Consider the following 20,481-nt stretch of genomic DNA (forward strand, 5'->3'; position numbering starts at 1 on the left):
GGTTTAATTATGATGGGAGGGACAACTGTTATGATGAAAAAAAGCGCATGTATATTGTTTGGTTTATGCTTAGGTTTCAGTATGACAGCGTGTGAACAGAGAAAAGAAGTGAAAAATCAAACAGCAACTTCTTCTACTGTGATGGAAAGGCAACAGAAAGAGTCTATCAATATAAATCATTTTTCGAGTATAAATGAAGGGATGACTTATACAGAAGTGAAAGATTTAATTGGTTTTGAAGGAGATTTACTTATAGAAGAAGGGGTAGAACATTCTACACAAATTAAACAAATTTTTGCTTGGAAAGGGAACAATCCAAATTCATTTGTTGAAATTACCTTTTTAGATGGAAGAGTGCATTCAAAAGCACAGCAAGGTATAAGTTAATAAGCTAAAAAATGGGAGAGTTTAGCATGAACATACACACAGGGGAAATTCAATTAGTTCCGTATAAGGAGAAATATAAAGAAGTTATACAAACATTTACTTTACCAAGTGAACAAGTTCAGTTTACATCAGATCCAAGCGCATTACTGGAGAAAGCAAAAAGTGATCGTACAAAAAATGTGATTGTTATTTTAGATTACAATGGGGTACCGGTGGGTCTTTTCGCATTGCAAACAGGCGATAGAGTACAGGAATTCACAGACAATAAAAACGCTTTACTTTTAACCTCATTTTCTATAAATCACAATAGACAAAGAAAGGGATACGCTAAAAAGTCATTGTTATTATTAGACGAGTTTGTAAAACGTTATTTTCCAATAAAAAATGAAGTTGTACTTGCTGTGAATGAAAGAAATATTCCTGCACAAAATTTATATGTAAAAGTCGGCTTCCAAGATAAAGGTTTTAGAAGAATGGGACCAATAGGCCAACAAATAATAATGCATTTGTCTATAATGAAATAATGAGATAGAAAACTTACTCTTGAATATTCATGTAGTAGGTTTTTTTATTTTAATAATATACAATATATGTATATAAAATGAAATAGAAATGAAGGATATAAAAAATAAATCAAGATAGAAAATGGAATATCGTTGGGGGAAGAGTGATTAAAACTGGGATTGCAGTTTTTCTTACAGTGTTAGTTTGTGAATTTTTTAATATCTCAACTTGGAGTTATAAAAATGATTTAAAAGATTATAAACCAAATCATTATCATCACCATTTTTCAAGTGAGTATATTATTTTATTTGAGGTATTATCTATTCATGATATGTTAGAAGAATTAAAACAAATATCCGAGAAATATGAGTGGGGAAATCGATTCAATTGATAAGTTCATTTTATTGTGGGGGGAATAGTATGACACTTTATATTGCATTACTAAGAGGAATCAATGTCGGTGGACATAAAGTAATCAAAATGGCTGAGTTAAAACGAGTGTTTGAATCAATAGGGTTAAAACAAGTGAAAACGTATATACAAAGTGGTAATATCGTGTTCGAATCTGAGGAAGATATAAACTTTCTAAAAGACCGAATACAAACGGAAATAAAAAATGAATTTGATTTCGATGTTCCATTCATGCTAAGAACACATGATGAATTTATAAATATTATTAAACAATGTCCGTATGAAGTTCATTCATTGTTAGAAGGAGAAAGTGTTCATATTGCTTTTTTAGCGAATGTACTTTCTGAAGAAGAGAGTAGTCAATTGCTTACATTTAAAAGTGAACTTGAAGATTGCTATATAGATGAGAAAGTCGTTTATTTGTTTTTCAAAAATAGCATTCGAAATTCTAAATTAATGAACCAGTTTCAGAAGTTACATACACCAGCTACAGTTAGGAATTGGCGGACTGTGAACAAATTAAAAGCAATTGTAGAGGGTATGTAAATATAAAAAGATGAGGTTTTCTACATGTAGAAAACCTCATCTTTTTATTTATATTGTTTTGCAACTACGAGTTCGACAATAGGATAAATAAAGAAGGAAGAGCAAATTGCGATGAACAGAGGGAGGTTTTTTACTCCATCTAAATTAGCCCCCATAGAAAATCCTTCAGAGAAGATTAATATAAGGAACATTACAATTACAAGCACAAAATATGCAATTTTAAAGCTTTTATATGTAATTTGTTGTCCCATTTCATCTTGACTTTCTTCTGATACACCGTGGGGATCTCCCCAAGTAATGTAATTAATTAAATTACTAAGTATTAACGAAATAGCAAAAATCGTACCGCCCAAAATAGAACCTTCAGTTATGTATTTATATGTGCCATGTACTAGTATTGCAATTAATGCTAAAACAATGATTATAAAAATAGTTTTTTTAGTATTCAATAAATAATTGCCCCCTCGATTGTAAAAAACTCTTTACAAATATAAGTATAAAATTGGAAAAGTATCATGTCAAATACTTTTTACACGAAATATGTAAGTATGTAATATTTTAGTTCTATGATAAATAAAAAATTACAATACATTTGAATGTAAAAGAATGGGCTCGCATATATTTGGAAGGGATGTCAGATTAATTTAGGGGGTAGTTATGTCTATACTTTTAAAAGCTGGTGCAGATGCAGGAAACAACGGTTTGAAGTTAATGGTGAAAGGGCAAGACCCTATTTTTATTCCGAGTATTTATTCTTTATATATAGGTGAGCCTACAGGACTCTTAGATGAGGTAGATGTTTCATTATCTGAATTAGAAAACCACATTGATGTGACTATAAGTTCGCCATCGTTAATGCTAAATAATGTACGATACATCGTTGGAGAAAAAGTCATTCAAGATCAATTAAAAGGTACTGAGGTAGAGAAGAAATCAAATAAGTCAACGGATGAGTTAATGGTTATTACAATACTATCAGGTTTGGCGGTAAGCGCTATGCGTCAAAGTCCAACTTCTAGCCATATTAATATTCGTTATGATTTATCTGTCGCTCTTCCTATGCAGCTTATTACACAAGAAATAGCTGCTGAAAATGCAAAACGTTATATGGGAAATCATAAGGTTATTTTCCATTATCCGAACGGACGCGATGTGACAATTAATGTTTCAATTGAGTATTGTAAATGCCTACCTGAGGGTGCTTCTGGGACGTGGGGCATTGTATACGATGAAGAAGGAAATGTTGTGAAACATAAAATAGAATGTGAGCAAAATCAAGTTTCTGAAATTGATTTTGTAGATAAAACTCTACTCTCTTTTGATATTGGCGCAGGGACGACAGAAGAAGTCGTTTCATTAGGGGTGAATTTCCGTCCGCAACTAAGTAAAGGTTTATCTTATGGTGTAAAAGAGACGTTACTACAAATCATTACGAGATGGAACCGGAAGTATCCAACTAAAACGATTGATAGCATTACAGAATTCAATCAAATTTATTTAAATGATAAGCATCCGAGAAATACATTATTAGTTGAGGAATCACAGCCAGCGCTATTAGGTTTAGCAGCGCGTGTTGCAACAGATATTATAAATAAAATTGATGATATGAAAGACGATCCATACGTGTTTATTTATGGCGGGGGTGCAGTAATTATTAAAAACAGTTTAAAAATGATTTTAAAGCAAAAAGGACGACTCAAAAATGTAATCTTTGTAGATAATCCGTTATTTACAAATGCACGAGGATTATTAGTCTATACTTGTTCGCCAAAATATAGAGAGCATAAGCAAAAAGAGTTAGGATTTACAAACTTAACGATAAGTTAGTTGGTGGAAGTATGCGATCTAGGCGATATAAACGTGGTGATCGAGTAAAAATCAATATTCATAAATCGGTATCACCTGAAATGCTTGCGTGGCTGAATAAACAATCAAATCCAACTAATTTCTTCTTCTTTGCTGCGCAGCAACTATTTAAACAAGTAGGAGATATTGATGTTTCTAAAGCTTTACCAAGCAGCCATGTTTTCTCATTATATGTGGAGCCTTCATCCTTATTAAAAGTCGAAGTAAACCCTTTTAAAAACATGACACTAGACACAAATACATCCACTGAAAATGCAAAAAAAAAATTATGGGAATCTGTTGATCAATTAGATTGTCCATTTTTTTAAACATAGAAAAATATAAGAAGTCCCCATCACTATACATACGAATACAGTGATGGGGTTTTGTTTGTAAATGGAAGGGGCACAATACAATTTGTGACCCTTCCATTAGTTATTTATCTAAATTTTAGATGTATGTTTAGAAACAGCATTAATTATGCTTTCCCAGTCATCTGGATGGTTTTCATGGCCTGCCCCTTTAAGGGTTAATAGTACTGAGTTTGGAATTTCATCAATTAGTGCGAGGCCATGTTCAAATGGTAGTGCTGTATCGTCTGTTCCGTGAATAACTAATGTAGGTGCTTGTATGGATTGAAGTACACCTTCATATGCATCATCACCTTGAAGTAAAGCGTGATTAAACATACTTAATAAATTGTTTGCGCGTTCTATTTCTTGTTTTACTTGTTTATAAACTCTATTTTCATCAAATATTCGTTCTGATCCACATAATAGACGAGATCCTGAAACTAAATACTCTGCCACATCATTTTTATTTGCCCAATCTATACTTGTGCCATTTACATGATGTGTTAAAATCCTTTCATCCATTGGAGGTAAATCGCGAGTATTGTCATCAGATCCTATTACACTAGTCGCTAGTAAAGTTAGCGTCAAAATTCTTTCGGGATGTTTTACAGCGGCAATTTGAGCAATCATACCACCTAATGACATGCCAAATAGGTGAGCTTTATCAATATGATAAGCATCTAGTACTCCAATTGCATCTTCAGCCATATCTGTTACTGTGTAATTGGAAGTTCTAGGTTCATAGGCAACAGAGCGCCCAACATCACGGTTATCAAAGCGAATAACAAACTTCCCCGTACTAGCCAACAGCTCACAAAACTCTTCATCCCAATAAACCATGGAACATGTAGCGCCCATAATTAATAAAATAGCAGGGTTCTTAGGGTTCCCAAAGCTTTCTGTACATATATCAATTCCGTTTATTTTAAATATCTTTTCACTCATATAGTTAGCCTCATTTCTTTTGAATTTAATTAATAAAACAATTTTGGATGATTCTAAGATGTGTGTAAGATTCGTGGTGGAATTCATCCCGCTATTTGCTGGACAGTAAGAGTCCCATCTTAAAATTCAGGGAAAGTAAAGAAGTTGGGAGGGGACCAACTTCCCGAAAAAGCCCGATTGGCGAGGGTTGATTAAAGTTTCACTTTATAATGCTTCTTGCATAATTACCCCCAAAAATAATTATATGTTAATTCAAGGCAAAAAATTTTGAGAAATAATTGTATGTTATTAAAATAAACAGCAAGGAGGAGAGGAAATGAAAGCAATTGTTATTGATCAATATGGTATTGTTGAAGAATTAAAAGAAAGACAAGTTTTAAAACCGGTTGTTCAGAATAACGAAAAAGCTCAACAATAAATAATATCCCATACTATACATTTTCATTTTCGAGTATTATTTATTGTTAGCTATTGTGATATTACTTCTAACAAATACTGTTTCGTATTGTATCGTGTAATTTTTCTAATCCAATTTCCATATCTTTCTCGTTTAACATTGAATAGCTAATTCTTAATTGGTTATCATTTGTTTCGTAATTTAATAGACAAGCTGTTCCTGGTAAAAAAGAGACATCTACTTCATTTGCTTTTTGTAATAAGGTAAAGGGATCTATCGAATCAGGCAGTGTCACCCATAAATTAAAACCTCCATTTGGTATTTCAAAGTGTAGTTCTTTTAATGGCGACAATATATCAATTGTTAAATCACGTCTCATTTGTAAAGCTGTACGTAATTTTTCTAAATGGTTTTTCATACGTTCTGCACGTAAAAATGGTAGAAGTGCCTTCTGTGTTAATAAAGGACTACCGATATCCATCGAACCTTTTACTGCATATAGCCATTCAAAAATAGGGCCATCGGCAATAAGTGCTGCGATACGCAGTCCTGGTGCTAACGTTTTACTAAATCCTTTTATATATATTACGTGGCCATCTTTATCAAAACTTTTGATTGGGGGCGGGACTATAGCATCCTCAAAATATATTTCTCCGAAAGAATCATCTTCAATAATAAAAAATTGATATAGCTCCGATAGTTCTATAAGTTCCATTCTTCGTTCTTTACTCATTACTGTACCTGTCGGATTCTGGAAGGTGGGATTCGTATACAATAAAACGGGATTTTTACTTTGACAAATATCATCAATTAAATCGGAGCGAACTCCATGATTATCAAGAGAAACGGGAATGATTTGAACACCTTTATTGATGAAAATATCAAGCGCAGCACTGTAACATGGACTTTCTACTAATACAATATCTCCAGGTTTTAATAATGTTTGAGCAATTAAATCAATTCCTTGTTGTGCGCCGCTTGTAATTAATAATTGAGATGGGTCTGTCACTAATTTCTGGTGTTCATTTAAGTAATTTGCTATTTCAACTCGCAATTCATAATCGCCTTGAACTGGCCCGTAAGTTGCTAACAACATCGGATTTTTATCCAGCAATTTATGCATTTCATCTGCCAAAAATGGATTTGGTAACAGACGAGGATACAGAATTGCTTGTGAAAAATTATAATATTTACGGTGCTTATTCATTGCATATTGAGAACGCATAACATTAATCGTTTTCATTTGTTGCCATTTATACGGAATTGGTTTGAAATCTTTCTTTACCCGTTTATATATGTAAGCACCTTTTCCTTGTTCGATGCGTATATACCCTTTCGTTTCTAACTGTTTATACGCTTTACGAACTGTTAATACATTGATTTGTAAATCTGTGGCCATACAACGTAAAGAAGGAAGAGATTCACCATGTGAAAGCATACCACTTTGTATTCTGTCAACAATTTGCATATATATTTGCTTGTAATACGGTATGTTTGTTTCTTTACGCAATACAATTTTCATAGGTTCACCTATTTTTCTTTTTAACTTAATTAAAGCGAAAAATATATAGGGAATCAACTACAACTTGAAGTAACTGTTATATGTACCGATACACTGTTATACACCATAGCCTCTATACTCATTCTAAGAGTAAAAAGGAGGAAGCAAAATGGTCATTTTTAATTACATTTTAGTATGTATTATTTTCGGGACAACATTTTTAACGATAAAAATTGGAATTGAAGCAGGGGCGCCACCGTTGTTTTCAGCAGGAATTCGCTTCTTTTTAGCGGGCATAATCCTTATGATTATTTTTAAATTAAAGCGAAAAGAAATTATGCCACATATATTTTCAAAACGCATTATGTATGCTGGATTTTGTTTAACATTTATGACATTCGCAAGTTTATATTGGTCAGAACAATATATTTCTTCGGGATTAGCTGCTGTTCTTTCTGCTACGGGACCAATGATGATTTTATTAATACAAGCAAAGAGGAATAGGGAGAAATTACAAAAGGAACAACTCGTTGCTTTAGTTATTGCACTAGCAGGTGTTATATTTGTTTCTTTACCAGGAATGCATCAACAAGTAAGTTTCATATGGAGTATTGCTTGTATTGTGTTAGTTATAGGGGAGTTATTTTACGGAATAGGCTCTATTCGTTCGAAAGAAATACTGTCAGATTTATCAAATGTATCACCATTTCTTATTAACGGTATTCAAATGTTTTATGGAGGGATTTTACTACTAATCGCATCTATTATTGTAGAACAACCAAATGTAACCGTATTAACTTCATGGAGTGTGCAATGGCCTATTTTATATCTCATATTTATCGGATCGATTGGTGGACACGGATTATATTACTGGCTCTTATCAAAAACAAATCCAGTATTTCCATCGACGTGGTTATATGTATCACCATTAATTGCAATAATTGTGGGATATATCATTTTAGGAGAACCTTTAAATCCTACAATGGGAATGGGGGCTTGTCTTATATTGATTGGTGTATTTTTGGCCAATCGTTCAACACTACGGACTTATTTCAAAAAAGGGCGGTTATTAGAGAAGGAGATGTAGTTTAATAAAGCAATAGCCCTGTATATTACAGGACTGATAAAATCAAAAACACAGTTGGAAAAATAACCAACTGTGTTTTTAATAATTAATTCACTTTTTTAATAAAGCCTTTATAATGACGTTTTACAAGCTGGCTTTCTAACGTCTTCATAGTTTCTAGTGCTACACCGACAATGATAAGTAAGCTTGTACCACCAATTTGAGCAGAAGGTGGTAACGTAGCAATTTTCGTGAATACGAGCGGTAATATAGAAATAGCACCTAAGAAAATTGCACCGATAAATGTTAAACGGTATAGAATTTTAGTTACATATTGTTCAGTTGCTTTACCAGGACGAATACCAGGAACATATCCATTTTGCTTTTTCAAATTCTCAGCCATTTGTTCAGGATTTACTTGAATAAATGCGTAGAAGTATGTGAAAGCAACGATAAGACCGACATAAAGTGTCATTCCAATTGGATGTGCGAAATCCAGATTTGCAACTAACCATTTTGATACGCTTGAATCAGGGAAGAGCTGCGCAATTGTACGCGGCGTCATTAAAAATGCAGAAGCAAAGATAACTGGTATAACACCAGCACTATTTACTTTAAGCGGTAAATGAGTGTTTTTTGCTCCTTGATATTGATTGTTTCCTGAAACAGCTTTTGCATATTGGATCGGTATTTTACGTACAGCTTGTTGAATGTAAATAACACCAACAACTATCGCTAAAATTACGAGTCCAATTAAAACAATTTTTATTATGTGCATAAATAGCTGATCGCCAGCATTTTGGAATTGTTGTAAATAAATTTGATTTGCAACATTTGGAATGGCGGCAACGAGACCTGCGAAGATAATCATCGAAATACCATTACCAACTCCGTTAGCGGTAATTTGTTCGCCTAACCAAAGTAAAAATGCAGTACCTGCAGTTAAAACTGTCGCAATAAATAAGTATGTAGTCCAGCTTTGATCTGTTATTAATTGTCCACCTGCTATATTATTAAAGCCATAAGACATTCCGATGGCCTGTATGAATGCGAGAATGATTGTAAAGTATCGAGTGAATTGAGCTGATTTCTTACGGCCCATTTCTCCTTGCTTTGCCCATTCCGAAAATTTAGGTATAACATCCATTTGTAGTAACTGTACTATGATGGAAGCTGTAATATATGGTGTAATACCTACAGCGAAGATTGAGAAGTGTTGCAATGCTCCTCCGCCAAATACGTTTAACATACCTAGAACGTTAGCTTGATCTTGTACTTTTAATACCTCTGCGTTAGTATGAGGAACTGGAATAAACGTGCCAATTCGAAAAACGATTAACATCGCTAGTGTAAAAAGGATTTTCCTTCTTATCTCAGCTACTCTCATGAAATTTGAAATCGTACGAAACATTATGTCGCCTCCTATATTTTTATCAGTAAAAAACTGATTATTATACCCTATGAAGTAACCACAAACCTCCTTCCGCACTAAATTCATTTGACAAATGGATTTTCATACACTTTGTAGTTTTCACGGATATAAAAATATAAGGTGTTATATAAGCGACCTATACACTTCACGTAATCATTCAATACCCATAATATATCGAATAAATTAACAAATGTACATACATACGCATTAAAAATGAATAAATAGGGTCATTTTTTACATTTATTTAATGATAAATTGATAGGACATTATACTGGTAAATGCGCTTCGTATATTCCTTTAATCAATTAAAATCCTCCACCTTTTTATTTTCTTACAATTAATATATCGATTTAAAAAGAATTTAAAATCAAATAAAAGTATGAAAGCACATACTACTTTAGTAGTAGTAATAGTAATCAATTGTATTTCAATTAAAATTCATGTGATTAGAGGATTCTTTTTATTTAAGAAGGAATAAATATTTAAAGAAAGCTAAATAAACAGTGTACATATTTATAGGGGAGAAGATGTAAATGAAAGTTTTTATAAAAAAATTTCCACCATTAGAAGTAGCATATATAAGACGAACTGGTAGCTACTTTGAACCACAAGATCACTGGGGAAAGTTACTGAATTGGTCAATTGAAAATAAACTTTATCCACCAGAGCAATCATTTATCGGAATATCATTAGATAATCCTGAACTTGTTGCAAGTCATAAGTGCCGGCATGATGCATGTGTTACGATTCCTGAAAACTTCGATAAAGAAAAGCATCATGATGTGCAATTTAAAAGATTAGATGGAGGTACATATGGTCTATACCAGTTCTATGATGAACCTCATAAATTAAGTGAAGCGTATCAATACATGTATGCAGAGTGGCTACCAAATAGTGAGTATGATGCAGATTATGATAGAGATAATTTAGAGTTTTGCTTAAATAATGTTGCTGAAGATCTAGACGGAAAGTTAAAGGTTAATTTATTTGTGCCAATTAAAAAGATATAAAAAACAAATAATTTCATTTGTAGCTTTAAAATGAAATTGGAATAGTAGTGAAAGAAAAACTTTTTTTGAAGATAATATTTCTAGCGTAGGAATTTAAGTATGTAGGTTGCAATGAAAGGAGAATCCACATGGATACATTTGTAAATGACAAGTTTTATGAAACGAGAGATCAATTAGTTGAGGAAATTAATTTGTTGAGTGATGCTCAATTTAATAGGAAACCAGATAAGGATAAATGGAGTATTGCACAAGTTTGTCATCATTTAGTTTTATTAGATGAGAGAGTTATAACAGTTATTTCATCAGGATTAAAAAAGTTAGATAGTACCCAAAATGAGCGTAAAGAAATTCACACTATTTTATTAGATAGAACGAAAAAGTTTATAGCTCCAGAAATGATTGAACCAAGTATAGAACCATTTGAAGTGGAGCAAATGCTCAATATGCTAAACGAATCAAGAAAAGAATTGATGCGTTTCCTGAGTACAATAGAAGATGAGTCTATATTAGCGAAAAAAGCAGTGATGCATCCAGCTCTTGGAGAATTATCCCTTGATCAGTGGATAGAACTGATTTATTTACATGAACAGCGTCATATTTCACAAATAAAAGAGATAAAATTACTTTGTGAAATTGAAAAGTAAAAATCATTCCCTATTTATTGATGCGTATTATAAACAGGGAAAACGGTTGATTCATATTGATTCAGAAGAAAACAAAAATAGAATGAAATTAGTTGAAAGTAACCAATAAGCTTAAGAAAATATGAAACTATCCGATTTTCTGTATAAGTGTAACCCCGTCTTAAATGAAGAGCGGGGTTATTTTTTTGGAAGTATTTTCATTGAGAAGGAAATACTTCGACAATGAAATTCAAAAAAATAATCATCATAACATATTTTATATGCGAATTTTAGTAAATTGAAATAATGATTTTATGATGATGAATGATATGTCCTTATTTTGAAAGTACTCTTCACACGCTTAAGGAAGGGGTATTCTGTCAGGAAACGATAAAATACAATTCTGTTAGGGGATGTATGCAATTTATTCTCTTTATTTTGCAACAGAACCACCTTCAAAATTATCTTTTGTAGTTGAAGTTTCCTGAATAATAAGTTACATTTTTAAAGTTCAAGCAACTTTATGAAAGTACAAAAAGGGGAGAAATATTATTATTATGCAAAAAATGAAATGGAAGAACTATGTATGTTACTTTGTAATTCTATTACTGCTTGGAACAGCAGTAATAGTCAAACCACCTATCTCTAAGGCTGAGGAATCTGAAGTTAATATCACATTGTTAGGTACTGCAGATATTCATGGTAGATTTATGCCTTGGGATTATGCGCTTGATGGAGCAAATATGAGTGGAAGTTTGACGCAGCTTTATACGGTTATAAAGAAGGTCCGTCAAGAAAATCCAAATACCATATTAGTAGATGCTGGGGATACAATTCAAGGAAACTCAGTAGAATTATTCAACGATAAACCACAATCGCCAATGATGGTAGCGATGAATACAATGGGATATGACGCCTGGGCATTTGGAAATCATGAATTCAATTTTGGATTAGATACATTGAAAAAAGTTAGTGAGCAATATAAGGGAAAAACGTTAGCAGGAAATATTTATAAGGAAAATGGAGAGCGCTTTCTTCCTGCATATACAATTGTAGAAAAAGGTGGAATTAAAGTTGGGATTATTGGTATGAATACACCAATGATTAGTGATTTTGAAAAAGGGACAGATCACTTAGATGGTTTAGTGGTGAAAAATTCGGTAGAAGAGACGAAAAAGGCAATTAAGGAATTAGAAGGTAAAGTAGATGTAATGGTAGGAGTTATGCATATGGGATTAGAAAATGAGAATGGTATCCCTGGTACTGGTGTTCAAGATATTGCAAATGCTTGTCCGGAACTAAGCGCTATTTTTGCGGCTCACATGCATAAACTTGTAAAAAAAGAAGTTGTAAATGGCGTAATTATTACAGAACCAGATAAATATGGAACACATATTTCACGTATTGACCTTACTTTTACAAAGCAAGATGGGAAGTTGACTTTTAAAAATAAAACTGCTACCGCTATACCTGTAAAAAATGCTGATGGAACAACGATATTATCTGATCCTACACTTGAAGAAACATTAACACCTTTTCACGAATATGCGAGAGGAGATGCAAATGTTGTAGTCGCTCAATTAAAGGGTAGAAATCTTGTTCCTGAAAATGAAATAAAGGGTATTCCAAGTGTTCAGATTCAAGAAACACCTTTATCAGATTTCTTTCATGAAGTCATGCTCTACTACAGTAAAGCAGATGTAGTAGCCCATCAAATTGATAATGATTATGCCCGTTTAGATACAGGTCCTATTAAGAAAAAAGATATTGCGTACAATTACCAATATGCCTTGGGAGAAATTACAGTATATAAGATTTCTGGAAAAGATTTAAAAGACTATATGGAATGGGCAGCAGGATATTTTAACTCATCTCGTGCCGGAGATGTAACCGTTAGCTTTGATAAAACCCGCCGTGCATCTAAATACAGTACGAACGATTTCTTTGGAGGCGTAAAATACGAAATTGACTTAACAAAACCATATGGAAGCAGAATTACAAATTTACGCTCTATTCGTACAAACAAACCAATCAAAATGAGCGATGTTATGACGCTAGGAATGAATGCATATAGAATGGAGGCTCTTCAGGCAAAAGGGGGAGCTTTAGAGGGGCGTAAGTTTGAACAAATTTGGTCATCTAAACAAGAGAATGCATTTGGAGAAACAGGCGGAACCATTCGTAACCTTGCTATTACATATTTAAAAGAGGTAAAGAATGGTGTATACACTCCAAAAGTTATGCGTAATTGGAAAATTACTGGTGTAGATTTACATTCTTCAGAGCATAAGGCTGTAGTTGATCTCGTGAATAAAGGGATTTTAGAAATTCCAAAAACAGAAGACGGAAAATACACAAATATAGCATCTATAAATACGAAAGACTCAATTTCAAAAGAAGAAATTGTAGCACTCTCACAAAAAGCAAATATTAATCCAAATGAGTTTAATCATGCAAAGACAAAAGGTGAATTTTATAAAAAACTTAATAGGATTACTAAAAAAATATAAATTATAAGGTTTCTTATAGTAATTGTTATTTTAATAGCATTAAACCCACTCTTACAATAGTAAAGAGTGGGTTTTTATGTTGTTATTTAGATGTAAGTATACTTTTATTAGAATGAATATAGATAATTAATAACTAACCAATTGGATGAGCGTCTATAAGGATTCTCTTTTATTCGAATTAATGTACATATGTGTTCCGTTCATTATTTATAATATTGACCACAATTTATGTAATTTTGCATAATGTTACATAAATTTAGTATTTTCTCTTTTTTCCGACAGAAATAGACAGTATACTTTGTACAAGCTTTCTATTTCAAAAATTATACGAGGTGAAATAATGAAAAACAAAAAGACATTAACTAAGGTAGCATTAACAACAGGATTAGCTTTAACAGCTGTGGCACCATATGGCGTAGGTCATGCAGAGGAAACAGATCAACTACAAGTCCAAATTCAAGAGGAATCGTTCCGTTCGGGTGAACTTACACAACCGTCACAAAAGGCACCAGAAAATGTAGTAAAGGATGCACTTAAGGAGAAAACAGAACAAGCTCTGTCCCAAAAACAAGTCAATGGAGAAGCAGGAGTAGATTATAAAGTTCTTCAAAAACGTGGTTCGTATGATGGAACTACACTTGTGCGTATGCAACAAACATACGAAGGAAAAGAAGTATATGGCCATCAATTAACTGCACACGTAGATAATAATGGTGTTATTAAAAGTGTTTCAGGTGATAGCGCGCAAAATTTAAAACAAGAAGAATTGAAAAAACCTATTAATCTATCAAAAGATGAAGCAAAACAATTTATTTATACGAAGTACGGGAACGATCTCAAGTTTATTTCTGAGCCAGAAGTTAAAGAGGTTATTTTTGTTGATGAAAATAATGGACAAGCTAAAAATGCATACCAAGTTACCTTTGAAGCTGCAACACCAAACTATGTTTCTGGTACTTATTTAGTAAATGCACAAAATGGTGATATGTTAAAAAATATGGTACAAGAATCTAACTTAAAAGCCAGTGACAAACTAGTTGGAGCTTTAAAGAAAAGTAAACAAAGCAGTCTTACATCATTAACTGGAACAGGAAAAGATGATTTAGGTATTTCTCGTTCATTTGGTATCTCTAAACAAAGTAATGGCAAATATGCTCTTGCTGATTATACAAGAGGGCAAGGCATTGAAACATATGATGTGAATTACAGAGATATTACTAAAGAAGAAAGCTATTATCCTGGTACATTAGCGACTAGTACTTCGGCAACATTTAACGATCCGAAAGCAGTAAGTGCTCATTACTTAGCAACAAAAGTATTTGATTTTTATAAAGATAAATACAAGCGTAATAGCTTTGATAATAAAGGACAAAAAGTAGTTTCAGTTGTACACGCTTGGGATTCTGAAGAGACGAATGATCCGAAAAATTGGCAGAATGCATTAAGTGCTAATAATGGAAGTATGCTTGTATATGGCGATCCTATTGTTAAAGCATATGACGTAGCTGGACATGAATTTACACACGCTGTTACTTCTAGCGAATCTAATCTTGAATATTACGGAGAATCCGGTGCGATTAATGAGGCATTATCTGATATTATGGGAACATCTATTGAGAAATACGTAAATAATGGAAAATTCAACTGGACAATGGGAGAACAAACGGGATCTGTTTTCCGTGATATGGAAAACCCAGCTTCTGTTCCATCTTCACTTGGAGTACCTTATCCAGATGATTACAGTGAATTTAACGATTTTAATGGATGGGATCAAGGCGGTGTTCATTTTAATTCAAGTATTATTAATAAAGTTGCGTATCTCATTGCGAAAGGCGGAACTCATAACGGAGTAACTGTTAAAGGAATTGGTGAAGATAAAATGTTTGATATTTTCTATTATGCAAATACAGATGAGTTAAACATGACTTCTAATTTCAAAGAATTGAGATCAGCATGTATTCGAGTGGCAACTAATAAATATGGTGCGAATACAGCTGAAGTTCAAGCAGTTCAAAAAGCATTTGATGCAGCAAAAATTAAGTAATTTAGAAATATAGTTCTCATTCATATATTAATACATTATGAAAAACAGCTAATGTCATTTTAAGGATATTAGCTGTTTTTTTACGTAGCAATGTATTATTGAAAATAAACTGACTAAGCAATAATGAGGCGCTTTCTCTTTAAGAAGTAGTGACAAATCAATAAGGTTTAAAGTGTATAAAAACAGAAAATTAATAATATATTGACCTCTTGATAGAGAATCTATAAAATGAAAGCGATAACAAACGATTGCTTTAAAATGATTTCCCTGATCTTTTAGTATTTACAAATATATGAAGGCATAAACAAATCTATTTTTTTAAGCGTTAATGCAAACGCTTTCGTATTAAAAGGTCATTGAAATACATACGTGAAAATAGCCAATATGGAGGTGAAGTTAAAGAGATTTCTAGATAAATTTAAGCAGTTTTATTCAGTGAAAGCATAATAAATCGTTAGTAATATTTGAAGAAAGGGTGTATGTGGTGCAAATTACAAAAAGATTAATTAACAAAACAGTTTTATTACTTACTTTAATTATTATGTTATCATCTGTTTTCTCTTTTCAGAGTGTGAAGGCAGTTTCAAATTCGAAAACAACTGAAATTATCATTCATTACAAAGAAAAGCTTGGAAATACAAAAGACTGGAATCTTTGGTTATGGGGAGAAAATGCAAATGGTACATCTTATGAATTTACTGGTGAAGATGAATTTGGAAAATACGCTAAGATAAAAATAGACGGTGACTATAATCGTGTAGGATTTATAGTTCGAACAAATGAATGGGAAAAAGATGGTGGGGATCGTTGGATTGAAAATATAAAGGACGGTCGTGCTGAAGTATGGATTCTTTCGGGTGATGAAAAAGTATATAACTCTAAGCCTTCATCGGATCTCTCAATTCAAAAAGCAACTATTGATAGTTTCAATGAAATTACTGTAACGACTAATGTCCCGTTTCATATTAAGGAAAAGAAAATTGAAATTGAAGGCATTAAAATTAAAAATATTACTCCTTATGATACAAACAGTGGAGATATTACTAATAAGGTTAAAATAATTACGGAACAGAAAATTGATTTAAAACAAACATACAAAGTTAAAATTGAAAACTTAGCTGATACGAATACTGAAATTGGTAAAGTCATTCGTAGCGAAGAATTTGATAATTTATTTTATTATGGTGGCAACGATTTAGGAAATACATATACTCCGCAACATACAAAGTTCCGTTTATGGGCTCCTACTGCAAGCGAAGCGAAGTTAGTTACATATAAAAACTGGAACGATAAAATAGGTGCTGAAATAAACATGCAACAAGGTGAAAAGGGAACTTGGACAGCAGAACTAAAGGGGAACCAAAAAGGGCTCTTTTATACGTATAAGGTCAAAATTGGTGATAAGTGGGCTGAAGCGGTTGATCCATATGTGCGTGCTGCTTCTGTAAATGGCGATAAAGGTGCAGTCGTTAATTTAGAAGAAACAAATCCGAAAAAATGGAAAGCAAACAAAAAGCCAAAATTTAAAAATCCGGAAGATGCTATTATTTATGAGTTACATGTACGCGATCTTTCCATTCAACCTGAAAGTGGTATTAAACAGAAAGGGAAGTATTTAGGTGTAACAGAAAAAGGAACAAAAGGGCCAGGAGGTGTAAAAACAGGACTTGATCATATAAAGGACCTTGGTGTTACTCACGTTCAGTTTTTACCGATATTTGATTATGCTTCAGTAAATGAAGAGACTTTAAATGAACCGCAATATAACTGGGGATATGATCCTAAAAATTTCAACGTTCCAGAAGGCTCCTATTCTACAAATCCTTATGAGCCAACTGTTCGAATAACTGAATTAAAGCAAATGGTTCAAACACTACATGATAATAATCTTCGAGTAGTGATGGATGTAGTATATAACCATATGTATAATGCTGCTGAATCTAATTTTCATAAGTTAGTTCCAGGTTATTATTATCGTTACAATGAAGATGGAACATTTGCAAATGGAACTGGAGTAGGAAATGATACTGCTTCAGAAAGAAAAATGATGAGGAAATTTATGATAGATTCCGTAACATATTGGGCAAAAGAATACAATTTAGATGGATTCCGTTTTGATTTAATGGGTATTCATGATTATGAAACGATGAATGAAATACGTAAAGCTGTTAATCAAATTGACCCTTCTATTATACTACACGGAGAAGGATGGGATTTAAATACACCTCTTGCAGCTGAGTTGAAAGCAAATCAAAAAAATGCAGAGAAAATGAAAGGGATTGCTCATTTTAACGATAATATACGTGATGGGTTGAAAGGTAGTGTATTTGAGGAAAAGGAAAATGGTTTTGTAAATGGAAAGCAAAACATGGAAGATCGTATTAAAAAAGGCATTACAGCAGGTATTGACTATGATACAAATTCGTCTACCTATCAAGATCCTGAACAGGTATTAACTTATGTGGAAGCACATGACAATCATACATTATGGGATAAACTTGAGTTAACTAATCCAGGTGACAGTGAAGAAATGCGAAAACAAATGCACAAATTGTCTTCTTCAATTTTATTAACATCACAAGGGATTCCATTTTTACATGCAGGGCAAGAGTTTATGCGGACGAAATACGGTGATCATAATAGTTACAAATCTCCAGATTCAATTAACCAGATGGATTGGCTGCGCCGTGCAACGTTTAATAATGAAGTAGATTATATGAAGGGTTTAATAGAATTACGCAAAAAGTACTCAGCTTTTCGAATGACATCTGCAGAGCAAATAAAAACACATGTATCATTTATTGATGCTCCGAAAAACACTGTAGCTTATACAATAGAGGGGAATAAAAATGAATACTTTACAGTGGCTCACAATGCAAATAGAGAAGCTGTTGAAATAACACTTCCATCGAAAGGGCCTTGGAAAGTACTAGTAGACGGCAAGCAGGCGGGAAGTAAACCACTTTATGTTGTCCATGACAATAAAATTAAAGTTCCTGCATTAAGTTCATTTGTCTTAAAAACAGAGAAACCGATTAAATAAAAACGAAGAATGTGGAAATAAATACTGCATTGAGCAAATTTAATAAGGATTGCAAATGAAAAAAGCGAAGTGAAGATTATTCTCACTTCGCTTTTAAAGTTAATGTAATATAATTTCACATACTGTAATTATATTACAATTTAATAAAAGAAATAAGCAATAGATTATTTCTTTTGTGACAGTAGGAGGAGAAGATATCTTTGAGTTTATTTATAAAATTACCTGAAATACATTCGTAATTTATATAATGTTTATTATATATTCGAACATATAACGAACTAGATGTTAGAGTTGTATTAATTCCTACAAATCGTTTAAAAATAACAAAGGCGTAAAAAGTATATGGAATTAAAATAGAGAAAAGACACCATTCAAGGTGTCTTTTCTCTATTTTGAATATGAAATGTAAGTAACTCGATTGTATGTAATAGTATGTGATATTTTCACACTAACTGATTAAGAAAAATTTAAAACTCTTTTCTTAATCTATTTGTAATAAATTACATCATAAAATTTTATCGATATAATAAATAAAACTTTCTCAACATTATTTGATTTAATAACTATATTCAACCGCTCTCCAATCCATTACAATAATTTCACATTGGAAATACATGAATATTCTCAATGTTATAAATGGTTTATACCTTATAGGATTACTATGGGAAAGGATGTGAAATATCCAAAAAGAAATCATTTTTTATGATGAAATAAAAAATTTTAATGAAGAAAAAGTTATTTCATTATTTTCAAGTTTCGTTAAAGTGCATGTATTTATAATCACTATGAGACAAGGAGCAGAATCCGAAAAAATTTTTGTAAATTAGAAAATTGCATTTCAAAAATAAGTTAAACGTTTATGGAGGGTTATATGAGCGAGAAAATTTATTACTGGTCTCCGATTAAGCATTGGGAGAAGTTGCATAATGAAGTTTTGATCGGGGAAATGAGATTTACAGGTATTCTGTCTGAGTGGTTTCCTGATTTTTATTTTATGGCTCAAAAAGGTGTGAAAATCAGTGAACTAGTAGAGCGCTTTTCATTAGGAAATGTAGAAGAGACACACAAAAACATAGAGCTCATGATAAAAAATCGTGTGTTAGTAAGTAACATATTACACCCAAGAGAAGTATTTTCTTCACAAGAAAAGATTTTTTCAAATCCATATAGCAACCAGATTCGCTTTTCTAAAGAAAAGTTAGATAAGTATATGAGTGAACAATTAAATCGCACGCACGTTGCTGCACGGTCGACCGAAATTCAACTTGAAACAACAAATGAGCTACCTACTATAATCAAGGAACGTAGATCTTGTCGTCAATTTGATATGGAAAAACATATTAGTTTTTCGGAATTTTCCCGATTCTTATCAACTCTAAAACAGGTTAGGGAAGAAAAAATATACTATCATTACGCAAGTGCAGGCGGGCTCTATCCCATTGATATCTTTGTTTATGTAAAACCAAAACGTATAGAGGGTATGAAAGCTGGATTTTATTATTATAACCCATCAAAAAATAGTCTTGTGATTGTAAATAGCATTGATCAAGTAATCAAAAGTGATCATGAGTTAATTAATCAGGATTTATTTACTCAATCTGCCTTCTCAGTTTATTTGGTTTATAATGCGAACGCTTCCATCCCGAAATACGGTTCAGATGGATATTTATTTGCTTGTATTGAGTCAGGCATTATCACTGCTACCTTAAATATGGTTGCTGAGACATTAAATTTAGGGGTTTGTTCAGTTGGTCATATGAAATTTGAAGATATTCAGCAATTTTTATGTTTGGATAATCATCAAGTGTTTCTCCATGGGCTTGAAGTTGGCTTGAAAATTAACGAGTAGAAGAAATGAATATTA

Annotated in this window: 16 protein-coding genes and 1 pseudogene; 13 read left to right on the forward strand and 4 right to left on the reverse strand. The window is 32.5% G+C overall.

Annotated features, from left to right (window positions below; translation table 11 throughout):
- Positions 1-30 precede the first annotated feature (30 nt).
- The 4 genes and pseudogenes from B9A45_RS15855 to B9A45_RS15870 all read left to right on the forward strand — a co-directional run bounded on the left by B9A45_RS15855 (position 31) and on the right by B9A45_RS15870 (position 1,848).
- Positions 31-387 carry a hypothetical protein gene (locus B9A45_RS15855; protein WP_000976435.1) on the forward strand — a complete coding sequence of 119 codons (357 nt, stop codon included), beginning with the start codon at positions 31-33 and terminating at the stop codon, positions 385-387.
- Positions 388-398: 11 nt separating this feature from the next.
- Complete coding sequence (locus B9A45_RS15860; RefSeq protein WP_140159906.1) at positions 399-911, forward strand: GNAT family N-acetyltransferase; 513 nt, start codon at positions 399-401, stop codon at positions 909-911.
- 46 nt (positions 912-957) lie between these two features.
- A pseudogene (locus B9A45_RS15865) lies at positions 958-1,282 on the forward strand (hypothetical protein); the annotation flags it as partial.
- Between the two features lie 29 nt (positions 1,283-1,311).
- Positions 1,312-1,848, forward strand: a complete 537-nt coding sequence (locus tag B9A45_RS15870) for a DUF1697 domain-containing protein (RefSeq protein WP_084064235.1) — start codon at positions 1,312-1,314, stop codon at positions 1,846-1,848.
- 44 nt (positions 1,849-1,892) lie between these two features.
- On the opposite strand, the gene B9A45_RS15875 is transcribed toward B9A45_RS15870, so the two are convergent.
- Positions 1,893-2,297 carry a hypothetical protein gene (locus B9A45_RS15875; RefSeq protein WP_001093143.1) on the reverse strand — a complete coding sequence of 135 codons (405 nt, stop codon included), beginning with the start codon at positions 2,295-2,297 and terminating at the stop codon, positions 1,893-1,895.
- Positions 2,298-2,505: 208 nt separating this feature from the next.
- On the opposite strand from B9A45_RS15875, the gene B9A45_RS15880 reads away from it, so the two are divergent.
- Together B9A45_RS15880 and B9A45_RS15885 are read left to right on the forward strand one after the other, a co-directional pair.
- Complete coding sequence (locus B9A45_RS15880; RefSeq protein WP_000025622.1) at positions 2,506-3,675, forward strand: ParM/StbA family protein; 1,170 nt, start codon at positions 2,506-2,508, stop codon at positions 3,673-3,675.
- 11 nt (positions 3,676-3,686) lie between these two features.
- Positions 3,687-4,022 (forward strand): hypothetical protein, encoded by a 336-nt coding sequence (locus tag B9A45_RS15885; protein ID WP_001257760.1) that lies wholly within the window; start codon positions 3,687-3,689, stop codon positions 4,020-4,022.
- Between the two features lie 114 nt (positions 4,023-4,136).
- Here B9A45_RS15885 and B9A45_RS15890 read toward each other — a convergent pair whose 3' ends face one another.
- A complete protein-coding gene (locus B9A45_RS15890) occupies positions 4,137-4,991 on the reverse strand; it encodes an alpha/beta fold macrolide esterase (protein WP_001290770.1) in 855 nt (284 codons plus the stop codon).
- A gap of 485 nt (positions 4,992-5,476) precedes the next feature.
- Positions 5,477-6,910, reverse strand: a complete 1,434-nt coding sequence (locus tag B9A45_RS15895; RefSeq protein ID WP_000706793.1) for a MocR-like pyridoxine biosynthesis transcription factor PdxR — start codon at positions 6,908-6,910, stop codon at positions 5,477-5,479.
- Between the two features lie 148 nt (positions 6,911-7,058).
- Here B9A45_RS15895 and B9A45_RS15900 point away from each other — a divergent pair, with 148 nt between their 5' ends.
- On the forward strand, positions 7,059-7,976 hold the full coding sequence (locus B9A45_RS15900) for a DMT family transporter (RefSeq protein ID WP_000234333.1): 918 nt from the start codon (positions 7,059-7,061) through the stop codon (positions 7,974-7,976).
- A gap of 85 nt (positions 7,977-8,061) precedes the next feature.
- Here B9A45_RS15900 and secY read toward each other — a convergent pair whose 3' ends face one another.
- Positions 8,062-9,366 (reverse strand): preprotein translocase subunit SecY, encoded by a 1,305-nt coding sequence (secY, locus tag B9A45_RS15905; RefSeq protein ID WP_000490135.1) that lies wholly within the window; start codon positions 9,364-9,366, stop codon positions 8,062-8,064.
- A 554-nt stretch (positions 9,367-9,920) separates the two neighbouring features.
- Here secY and B9A45_RS15910 point away from each other — a divergent pair.
- The 6 genes from B9A45_RS15910 (at position 9,921) to B9A45_RS15935 (ending at position 20,466) form a co-directional block, all read left to right on the forward strand.
- Positions 9,921-10,397 (forward strand): AraC family transcriptional regulator, encoded by a 477-nt coding sequence (locus tag B9A45_RS15910; RefSeq protein WP_000862353.1) that lies wholly within the window; start codon positions 9,921-9,923, stop codon positions 10,395-10,397.
- 128 nt (positions 10,398-10,525) lie between these two features.
- On the forward strand, positions 10,526-11,041 hold the full coding sequence (locus B9A45_RS15915; RefSeq protein WP_000379370.1) for a DinB family protein: 516 nt from the start codon (positions 10,526-10,528) through the stop codon (positions 11,039-11,041).
- Between the two features lie 536 nt (positions 11,042-11,577).
- A complete protein-coding gene (locus tag B9A45_RS15920) occupies positions 11,578-13,530 on the forward strand; it encodes a bifunctional metallophosphatase/5'-nucleotidase (RefSeq protein ID WP_084064236.1) in 1,953 nt (650 codons plus the stop codon).
- 340 nt (positions 13,531-13,870) lie between these two features.
- Complete coding sequence (locus tag B9A45_RS15925) at positions 13,871-15,574, forward strand: M4 family metallopeptidase (protein ID WP_000791453.1); 1,704 nt, start codon at positions 13,871-13,873, stop codon at positions 15,572-15,574.
- A 484-nt stretch (positions 15,575-16,058) separates the two neighbouring features.
- Entirely contained in the window at positions 16,059-18,617 is a 2,559-nt protein-coding gene (gene pulA / locus B9A45_RS15930) for a type I pullulanase (protein WP_084064237.1), read from the forward strand.
- An 871-nt stretch (positions 18,618-19,488) separates the two neighbouring features.
- Entirely contained in the window at positions 19,489-20,466 is a 978-nt protein-coding gene (locus tag B9A45_RS15935) for a SagB/ThcOx family dehydrogenase (RefSeq protein ID WP_016110111.1), read from the forward strand.
- The last annotated feature ends 15 nt before the right edge of the window (positions 20,467-20,481 follow it).

The organism is Bacillus sp. JKS001846 (assembly GCF_900176455.1).
Lineage (GTDB): Bacteria > Bacillota > Bacilli > Bacillales > Bacillaceae_G > Bacillus_A > Bacillus_A cereus.